At 69.3% G+C, this 8,934-nt stretch carries 10 protein-coding genes; 4 read left to right on the top strand and 6 right to left on the bottom strand.

The genetic code is table 11. The features are described from left to right. Nucleotides 1-96 precede the first annotated feature (96 nt). From FB455_RS33800 to FB455_RS33810, 3 genes are all read left to right on the top strand, one after another. Entirely contained in the window at nt 97-918 is an 822-nt protein-coding gene (locus FB455_RS33800; RefSeq protein WP_145755794.1) for a hypothetical protein, read from the top strand. Nucleotides 919-1,022: 104 nt separating this feature from the next. After that, nucleotides 1,023-2,435 (top strand): ATP-binding protein, encoded by a 1,413-nt coding sequence (locus FB455_RS33805; RefSeq protein WP_145755795.1) that lies wholly within the window; start codon nt 1,023-1,025, stop codon nt 2,433-2,435. A 772-nt stretch (nt 2,436-3,207) separates the two neighbouring features. Then, nucleotides 3,208-4,275 carry a polysaccharide deacetylase family protein gene (locus FB455_RS33810; protein ID WP_013289106.1) on the top strand — a complete coding sequence of 356 codons (1,068 nt, stop codon included), beginning with the start codon at nt 3,208-3,210 and terminating at the stop codon, nt 4,273-4,275. 108 nt (nt 4,276-4,383) lie between these two features. Here FB455_RS33810 and FB455_RS33815 read toward each other — a convergent pair whose 3' ends face one another. Then, nucleotides 4,384-4,794, bottom strand: coding sequence for a RidA family protein (locus tag FB455_RS33815; protein ID WP_013289105.1), 411 nt, complete (start codon nt 4,792-4,794; stop codon nt 4,384-4,386). A 78-nt stretch (nt 4,795-4,872) separates the two neighbouring features. On the opposite strand from FB455_RS33815, the gene FB455_RS33820 reads away from it, so the two are divergent. Further along, nucleotides 4,873-5,250: a winged helix-turn-helix transcriptional regulator gene (locus tag FB455_RS33820; RefSeq protein ID WP_013289104.1), complete on the top strand. Its 378-nt coding sequence runs from the start codon at nt 4,873-4,875 to the stop codon at nt 5,248-5,250. Between the two features lie 41 nt (nt 5,251-5,291). On the opposite strand, the gene FB455_RS33825 is transcribed toward FB455_RS33820, so the two are convergent. The 5 genes from FB455_RS33825 to FB455_RS33845 all read right to left on the bottom strand — a co-directional run bounded on the left by FB455_RS33825 (nt 5,292) and on the right by FB455_RS33845 (nt 8,813). Beyond that, the gene (locus tag FB455_RS33825; RefSeq protein WP_357235855.1) at nt 5,292-5,999 is read right to left on the bottom strand and encodes an excalibur calcium-binding domain-containing protein; all 708 of its coding nucleotides are present in this window, start codon (nt 5,997-5,999) and stop codon (nt 5,292-5,294) included. Between the two features lie 175 nt (nt 6,000-6,174). After that, a complete protein-coding gene (locus FB455_RS33830) occupies nt 6,175-7,218 on the bottom strand; it encodes a P1 family peptidase (RefSeq protein ID WP_174361829.1) in 1,044 nt (347 codons plus the stop codon). Further along, on the bottom strand, nt 7,215-7,556 hold the full coding sequence (locus FB455_RS33835; protein WP_145755796.1) for a DUF1330 domain-containing protein: 342 nt from the start codon (nt 7,554-7,556) through the stop codon (nt 7,215-7,217). Before FB455_RS33835 ends, FB455_RS33830 begins: the two co-directional genes overlap by 4 nt. A gap of 48 nt (nt 7,557-7,604) precedes the next feature. Beyond that, complete coding sequence (locus tag FB455_RS33840) at nt 7,605-8,135, bottom strand: response regulator (protein WP_013289100.1); 531 nt, start codon at nt 8,133-8,135, stop codon at nt 7,605-7,607. Between the two features lie 72 nt (nt 8,136-8,207). After that, entirely contained in the window at nt 8,208-8,813 is a 606-nt protein-coding gene (locus FB455_RS33845) for a class I SAM-dependent methyltransferase (RefSeq protein ID WP_145755797.1), read from the bottom strand. Nucleotides 8,814-8,934 lie beyond the last annotated feature (121 nt).

The raw sequence follows: 8,934 nt of genomic DNA on the forward strand, positions 1-8,934 counted from the left end.
TGATGTGTCCACAACGCACAGACGATCACGCGGTGGCCGTCTCGCGCCCACCCCGGCTTACCAGCAAGATCTCAAACGGCGGCTGCCGTACTAGGCGTGACGTTGGAGCCCGCCCAAGAGGATTTCGTCCGCTCCATCGGTGACTACGGCACGGGCGTCTTCTACGAGTCGTTTACCACGACCGCCGAACTGCAGACCAAGGTAGCGACGAAGCTGAGGGAACTGGAGTCCGCAGGGAATCCGCTGGCCTTCATGCCGCTGCCACGCCCGATGACGGTGACCTGGCGCTCGGACTTCGAGAATCGGCGTGGCAACACGCTTAGCCTTCCGCCGGCCGTCGAGGTTCATGTTCTTCCGGCCACCGGGACGAACCGGCCAGCCCGGGTGATGGCCGAGCTCGAACAGCTCCTGCCGGCGCGACTGCGCGCCAGCGGTCAGGTCGACGCGGCCGACCCACTAACCTCCACTCGCCAGGGCGGCGCCGTGGTCGTCACCATTCCGGATAGGAACAGCCGGTGGAACGAGGTCCGCGCGCCGCAGCTGCTCGGCATACGCACGGCCGCCGATGGGCAGACCTCGGCGTGGGCGTCACTGCCAGGCGACGGGATGGGTGCCATTCTCGACCCGGACGCCCTGCCTGATCAGATCGCCGGATTGCTGCGTCTCATCGGCGGTCTGGGAATCCTCGACGGCGACCAGGTGGCCATCGGTGTCGGCGTCAGTACCGAGGGGTTGATGTCGGTCGGCCGGGTCAGCGGGCAGCCCCGTCAGCAGGCCACCAGCCTGATGCTGTCGGACGATCCGATCCAGGTGCCACCTGACGAGCTCGTGACCCTAGCGGCGCTCGGGCAGGGGGCTGCCGAGGTCGGCCGTACCCTGAGTCGAACTCTTATCGACGCTGTCTCGGCCCGCCGGTAGCCGAGCAGACGTTCGTCCCACCGGGCTTGTCCGGTTACTGGCCGCACCGGGCGGCGGCAGCGGGTTGCATTCGTCGCGGCCACCGCGGAGAGGACAATCGTCGGATGGCTGCTCTGCGTTCTCGCCGTCTCGACGTCGTACTCGGCGCTCCGGTCGATCAGCTGACCGTCCATCACATCGACGCTCTGATCGACAACGGGGTGCATGAGGACTTCGACCTGGACTTCAAGAGGGAGACCTACGGCAACGGCGAAAGCGCGAAACGGGAGCTGGCCGCTGACGTCGCCGCCTTGGCCAACAGTGCCGGAGGCGTCATCATCGTGGGCTTGGACGAGGACAAGCAGGGTGTCGCGAAGCGGGCCGACGAGCCGGTCGACTTCTCGGATAAGGAGATCAACCGGCTGTTCCAAACGGTCGCGAGCAACTGCGCACCGCTGCTGCCATTGGATATCCGGGCCATCAAACCGGACCCGACAGCCACCGCCGGTACCGATGCACAAGAGCGCGGCTACATCCTGATCGCCGTAGCCCGCAGCGCTTCCGCGCCCCACGCCGTGATAGTCAACAACGCCCTGCGATTCCCACGCCGGCACGGACGGACCACCCACTATCTCTCGGAAGCCGAGGTCGCGACTGCCTACCGCGCCCGCTTCGAGAGCCGTTCAGACCGGGCACGTCACGCGACCGACATCCAGGAAGAGTTGGCCGGCCGACTGTCTCCGACGGCCGGACCGTGGCTGTTGGTGTCGCTCGTACCAGACCTCCCGGGTGACCTTCAGATCGACTTCGCGACGTTCCGCCGCTTCGAAGCCGAGTTCTTGAATCGCCCAGTCACACAGCCCGACTTCTACGCTCGGACATTCCAACGGACGCGCGTGGGACGCCGCCGGCTCTGCGCCGACGCCTCGTTGCGGGATGGACCTGAACTGCATCGAGCGGTGGTTGAACTCCACTCCGACGGTAGTGGTGCCTACGCATTCGAGCTGTACGACGAGTCGCAGCGATCCAGCGAGTGGCAACGGGTGGGCGCCGGCGGCCCATCGGCGGACGACGGGATCACTCCGACACACTCAATCGCCGACGTACAGCTCGCGCTCACCGTATTTTCCGCTGTGGCCATGCTCGCGGAGCACGCGGCAACGCGCAGCTACGCCGGCGGCAACGCCACCTTCCATGCGCGGCTCGTCACCGCATCGCCCGAGCGTCCCATCGCGATCTGCCGGCAGGCAGACTGGGGAACCGAGTCCCTAAGCCGGATGCCTGCCACCGCATCCTCAGTGCCGGCCGAGGCAGTCTTGGACCTCGGCGCGCTCGATCGGCTCGGGCCGGGCACCGTGCAAGCATCCTCGATGCTGCTCAACGAGATCGCCAACACCTACGCGGTGGAACAGCTCGGCCAGTTCAGCGACACCGGTGCGGTCCGCCGCCGGTACTGGCCGGCGAGCATGTGGCAGCAGATCGGCGGGTGGTTCGCCGCCAATGGAATCCCCGTCAGCGAAGACAGGATCTCCGATTGAACCGGACCAGGAAGGATTCGGACCGGACTCCCAAGGCGCGGCATCCAGGGGCGAATGGTGATGTGTTCGGTGCGAGGAGAGGCCTTCGAGCCGACGATGCCGGCAGCACGTTTAGGTGATGCCGTCAGCTCGAACGGTGACGGCGGGCCCGGCGACGGTTTGGTCCGCGGCGATCGTGGCTGCTCGGTGGCTGCTCCGCCGACGGGGGACTGACGCGGATTTAGCGCTACGCAACCGGACCCACCAGGAAGCGCGGCACCCGTTCATCTATCGGCAACTGTAGATGGGCTGCTTGTGCAGGGCGTGGACCTGGGAGGACGCACTTGGACTTGAACGGACCGAAAGGCTTGCGGCCGGACGAGTTTTAGGTAGAGTGCTAGTTGTAGGAGTATGTGGTCGGAGCTTCGGACTACGGATCAGAAGGTTAGGGGTTCGAGTCCCTTCGGGCGCACAGTACAGGGAGAAGCCCCCGACCAGCCGAAATGGCGAGGTCGGGGGCTTTCTCGTATCCGTCCTCGGCGGGTTCGGCGCGGCTGTGGGAGCCACGGTGGGATCCACTGGCCCCTCACTGATGCGCGACGGTGAACAGCCGGGCACGGGCCTCGTCGAGGGATTCCGGCACGTCGTCCAGGTACGTATTTCCGGAAAACTTCCGGAAAATCATTGACGTGTTCGAAACGCCGCTGCAATACTCCGAGCGCCGGCAACATCAATCTCTGTCGATTAAAGCCATGCGTCGTCAGGTGTCACCCGTCCCGAGGAGGACCTGCGCATGTACGCCAGCATCGGCGGCTCCCGCCGCCCGTCCACCCCCCGAACATCGCGTCTCACCGTCCGGTTGGCAGTGCTCGCCTCCACCGTGGCGCTGAGTGCCGCCGGTCTCGCGGTCGCCGCCACTCCGTCCAGCGCCGCCGTCTGCAACGGGTACGTCGGCCTCACCTTCGATGACGGGCCGACCGGCAGCACCAGCGCACTGCTGTCCGTGCTGCGCGCGAACGGCGTACGGGCGACCATGTTCAACGTCGGGCAGAACGTGCAGAGCAACCCGTCCGCCGCGCGGGCCCAGGTCGACGCGGGCATGTGGGTGGCCAACCACAGTTGGAACCACGCGCACATGACCTCGATGAGCCAGAGCCAGATGCAGTCGGACCTCTCCCAGACCAACTCGGCGATCCAGTCGGCGACGGGCGTCCGGCCGCAGTTGTTCCGCCCGCCCTACGGGGAGACCAACTCGACCCTCCAGTCGGTCGCCTCGTCGCTCGGCCTGCGCCAGGTGATCTGGGACGTCGACTCCCAGGACTGGAACGGCGCCAGCGTCGGCCAGATCGTTTCCAACGCCGGCCGCCTCCAGGCCGGCCAGGTGATCCTGATGCACGACGGCATTCAGAACACCCGCGACGCGATTCCGCAGATCATGGCCAACCTGAGCAGCCGCAACCTCTGTCCGGGCATGATTTCACCGAGCACCGGCCGAGCGGTGGCCCCGGACGGCACTCCGCCGCCGACCACTCCGCCGCCGACCGGCACGCCGACCACTCCACCTCCCACCACTCCGCCTCCCAGCGGCGGGTGCACAGCGACGGCGACGACCCCCAACGTCTGGGGTGACCGGTACAACACCTCGGTGACGGTTCAGGGGGCCGGCAACTGGACCGTGGTCGTGGCTCTGACCCCGCCGCAGCGGGTCTCCACCACCTGGAACGGCTCCCCCAGTTGGGACAGCACCGGTTACGTGATGACGATGCGGTCCAACGGCAGCGGCAACACCTTCGGCTTCACCACGATGATGAACGGCAACAGCGGCGCCAGACCCCAGATCCGATCCTGCACCACGGGCTGATCCCGGTGGCCTGCCCAGGCCACCGAAAACGGCTCAGGTGGGTGTGGCCGACCAGGTGCCCCTACGGTGAACTCCAGCTGACCCTGGACCGTAGGGGCACCCCGGCGCTCACTGCGCGATCGCTGTCGCCTCCAACTCCACCAGCACGTCGGGCTCGAACAGGTGGTCGACGCCGATCAGCGACGCCGGCGGAAGCGGCTGCGGGAGCCCGAGCTCCTCGGCGACCGACTCGACCCCGGCCATGAACGGCCCGATCTTCTCGGGCGTCCAGTCGGTGACGTAGAAGGTCAACCGGACCACGTCCTCGAACGACGAGTCTGCGCCGGCGAGGGCGCGGCCGGTGTTGCGCAGTACCTGCGCGACCTGACCGGCCAGGTCTCCGGTGGCGACGGGTGAGCCGTCGTCCAGTCGTGCCACCTGGCCGCTGACGTGGATGTGGCGCGACCCGGTGGCGACTGCCACGTGGTGGTACGGCGTGTGCGGCTGAAGACCGGCAGGGCTGAGACGGGTGACTGACATGTGGGCTCCTCCACTGGGCAACTGAGGTTTACCATTGATACCTAGTTGACGGAGGACACTTCAAGGAGACCTGGTTTCATGAGCGATACCGCCACCCCCGGTGCCGCCGAGCTGCGCATCGACGCACCGCACCGCGAGCTGCTCGATCAGGTGCTGGACAAGTGGTCGCTGAGCGTCCTGAACGAGCTGTGCGAGCGTCCGTGCCGCTTCAACGAGCTGCGCCGCGCGATCCCGGCGGTGACGCAGAAGTCTCTGACGGCGACCCTGCGACGACTGGAACGCAACGGCATCGTGGAACGGCACGTCGTGGCGACGCGCCCGGTCGCTGTCGAGTATCGGATCACCCCGCTGGGCAAGACGCTGCGTGCGCCGGTCGACGTGCTGCTCGAATGGGCCGACGCCCACATGGCGCAGATCGAGCACGCCCGACGGGCGTTCGACGACGAGGTGGAGTGACCACCGGGGCGGCACCGCACGGTCCGCCCCGGCGTCGCGTGTCACTCGCAGACAGTGCCGTCGTTGTCCCGGTCGATGTACCAGTAGTACTCGGGATCCTTGCCCTGCCTGTACGGGCCGTACCCGTTCGCGTTCGCCTCCTTGCAGGTGCCGAAGCGCGGGTCGTTGCCGCCGCCGCCCGAACTGCCGCCGCCGGTGCTTCCGCCGCCGGAGTCACCGTTGCCGCCATCCGGCTCACAGGCCTCGCCGTCGAGGTCACGATCCAGCCCGGTCCGGTACCCCGGCTGGCCGCGCAGCAGCGGCGCCTTGCCGGCTGCGCGTACGGCATCGCAGTTCTTGTAGTAGACGGCGGGCTTCGTGGTCTTGCGCGGGGTCGGCTTCGACGCGGGCTTCGCGGTGGTCGGCGCGGCCGTGGTGGGTGACGGCGACGGCTCGGGCGACACGGTGCTGACCTCGGGCGCGGGGACCGTGGTGGTGGGCGCCGCCACGGTCGGCACCTCCTGGGCGACAGCCTTCTCCGGTGCCTTGTCCGGTTCGGTGGCGGGGCCGGCGGCGATGCCGATGCCGAGCAGCCCGCCGCAGCAGGTGAGGACCGCGACGCCGCTGACGAGGAGCAGCTTGATCGCCGCGGGCTGGCGGCTCCACCACGACGGCCGTGGCGGTGGCGCGAACGGCATGCCGGGCTGATGGGGCGGTGGAGGCGGCGGGCCCTGCCCGTGCCACGGGTTCGGGGGAGGGATTTCGGTCACAGCGGGCAGTGTGGAGCGATGTGTCCGCACGGGAGTGTCGCTGAGCCGACAGACCGGCCCTTACCGGCGCGATAAGCGACGAAGTGGTGGGCAGCTGCCGGAATACCGGCATCGATGCGGCGGATGATCGGACTCGGCCCCTCGCCGAACGGCCGACGGCGAGGGGCGCAGTGGATCAGGCGTACGGCCGGGCCGTGAGCCGTCCCGCCGCCGCCAGCCGCTCGACGGCGGCCCGGTGGGGAACCGCGTGACTCGTACGACCGCCCACACCGGTGGTGGTGACGGCGGTGAACAGCGAGTTGAGCAGCGCCTCCTCCACCGCGTCCAGCACGGCGGCGAAGACCGGATCGATCGCGCCGTCCGGGATCGGCGGCTGGTCCGACGTGGTGAACGCGATCGCGTAGTCGCCGCTCGTGGTGCTGAAGGACGCACCCACCCGGGCCATCGCGAACACCGCCCGGCGGGCGAGCCGCCGGAGCTGGCGCGCGTCCAGCGGTACGTCGGTCGCCACCACGATCATGCACGAGTTGCCGGGTGGTTCGGTCCGGTCGGCGGCCGGGACCAGCTCGTCGACCGGTAGCGGCACGCCGAGTGCGGTGAGGACGCCGCCGAAGTTGGACTGGACCAGCGCGCCGACCGTCCGCGTGCCGCCGTCGGTCCAGACCGTGCGGGACGAGGTGCCGATGCCTGCCTTGTAGCCCAGGGCGGTGGTGCCCGCGCCGGCCCCGACACAGCCCTCGGCGGGAAGCCCGTCGGTCGCCCCCGCGACGGCCGCCAGGACGTGTTCCTCGGTGATCGGGCGGCGGCGGATGTCCGACAGGTGCCCGTCGTTGGTCTCACCGACCAGCGGGTTGAACGACAGCCCGTCCGGCCGGCGCTCCATCAGGTGCCCGAGCAGCGCGTCCGCCGCCCGGAACACCGACAGCGTGGCGGTCAGCACGACCGGAGACTCCAGTACGCCGAGCTCGTCCACCTGGGTCGAGCCGACGAGCTTTCCGTGGCCGTTGCCGGTGTACACCGCCGCGGGCAGCGTCCACCGTCCGGGGCCGAGCCCGCTCGGCACGATCGCTGTGACGCCGGTGTGCAGGTCGGCGCCGTCGTCGACGGTGGTGTGACCCACCAGGACGCCGGGGACGTCGGTGATCGCGTTGTGCGGCCCGGTGGGCAGCGACCCGACGACGATCCCCAGGTCGCGGGCGCGCCGGCCAGGCCGGCTCAGGAGGCCGCCGCCCGGATGGCCTGCACGATGCCGGTCGGGGAGTAGTCGTCGGGGACGCCCTCGACCAGGATGATGTCGCCCTCGATGTGCCGCGAGCGCAGCGGCGCGATCTCCTGGTAGGCGGGCGAGTCCCACCAGGCCCGCGCCTCTGCGATGCCCGGGAAGCCGAGCATCACGACGGCGCCGGGCCAGTTGCCCTCCTTCACCTCGTGCGGCGTCGCGTGCACGAGAAAACGGCCGCCGTACGGGGCGAGGGTGCCGGGGAGGCGCTCGATGTATTCGGCGATGTCCGGGTGAGGGGCGGCGTCCTGGAGGTGGGCGATGGCGTACGCGGGCATGGTGTCCTTCCGGCCGTCGAACTCCGAACGCCGATCCTGACACAGCGGTCAGCACGCTTTCTCGCCCATTTCGGTGAACTCGTCGAGCGGGACCGTTCGCAGCACCTCCCCGCTGTCGTCGAAGTCGGTGACCAGGACCGAACCCGGCCGCAGCTCGGCCAGTTCGGCGATCCGGAAGTCCACGCCCTCGGTGCGGAAGCTGTTGTCGTGGGTGGCGCCGGAGACCCGGAACGCCGCCTGCCCGTCGGCCACCGGCCCGGGCGGGAAACCCTCAAGGGGTACGAGGGCAGGCGCTGCGGCGTCGCGAGGCACGTCGTACTTCCGCCTCGGCCAGTACGGCCGCTCCGGTGTGGGCGCACCGGGCGAGGCGGACTCCGCCACGGAGGTGAGCACCACGAGGTCGGGCGGCCGGTCCGCGCACCAGGCGAGCGCCGCGTGCGGCCGGCCGTGGGCGTCCACTGTGAGGCCGGTGACGCCCTTCACCTCCGGCGTACAGGAGGTCAGTCCGGCCAGCACGATCAGGGCGGCGGCCGGTGCCGCGACGGCCCGGCGTGTCCTCGTACCCCTTCGTGCGGCCATGCTCCGACGGTGACAGTGCCGTGTCACCCCGCGATCCGCGTTCGGTTGCGGCCTAATGACGATGGTGCGCGCTCAGGCCCCGGAAGCCACGGCCGCGACGGCGGCGTGCGGGCGGTGGGCGTCGTCCAGGCGCGTCAGACGCTCGACCTCCGCGAACCCCGCCTGCCGCAGCCGCGCGGAGAACTCGTCCACCGGCCAGCGGTACGCGGTGGCGACCTTGTGCTCGAAGGCACCCACCTCGTCACCGACGAAGATGCCGGCCACGAGCGGTCCACCCGGCACGATCGCGCGGCGGAACTCCGCCAGCACGCCGTCGAGGTCCGGTGGCGGGAGGTGGATCAGTGAGTACCAGGCGAGGATGCCGGCGACGGAGTGGTCGGGGACGGCGAGGTCGTCCAGTGACCCGAGCCGGTATGCGCAGTCCGGATGCGTCGCCCGCGCGTGCGCGACGAACTCGGGAACCATGTCGATCCCGGTGGCGTCGACGCCCAGCGAACGGAGGTGGTCGGTGAGGTGGCCCGGTCCGCATCCGAGGTCGAGCACCGGGCCGGTCCGGACGGTCAGGTGGCGGCCGATGAGGGCGAGGTCGTCCGCGTGGACGTGGCCGGTGGTGCCGAACAGTTCGATGTAGAGCGGCGCGATCGCGCCGTACGCCTGCCGTACCCGTGTGTGGTCCACCCGTCGATCATAGAGCCATTTTCATGGTGACGGCGCAGGTCACGGGCGGTGTGGGAGGCCGGTGTCCAGGTAGGACGAGGCTCCCGGTAAGACAGCAATCGACCAAGATCAGATGCCCCAA

The organism is Micromonospora sp. CNZ296 (assembly GCF_007827635.1).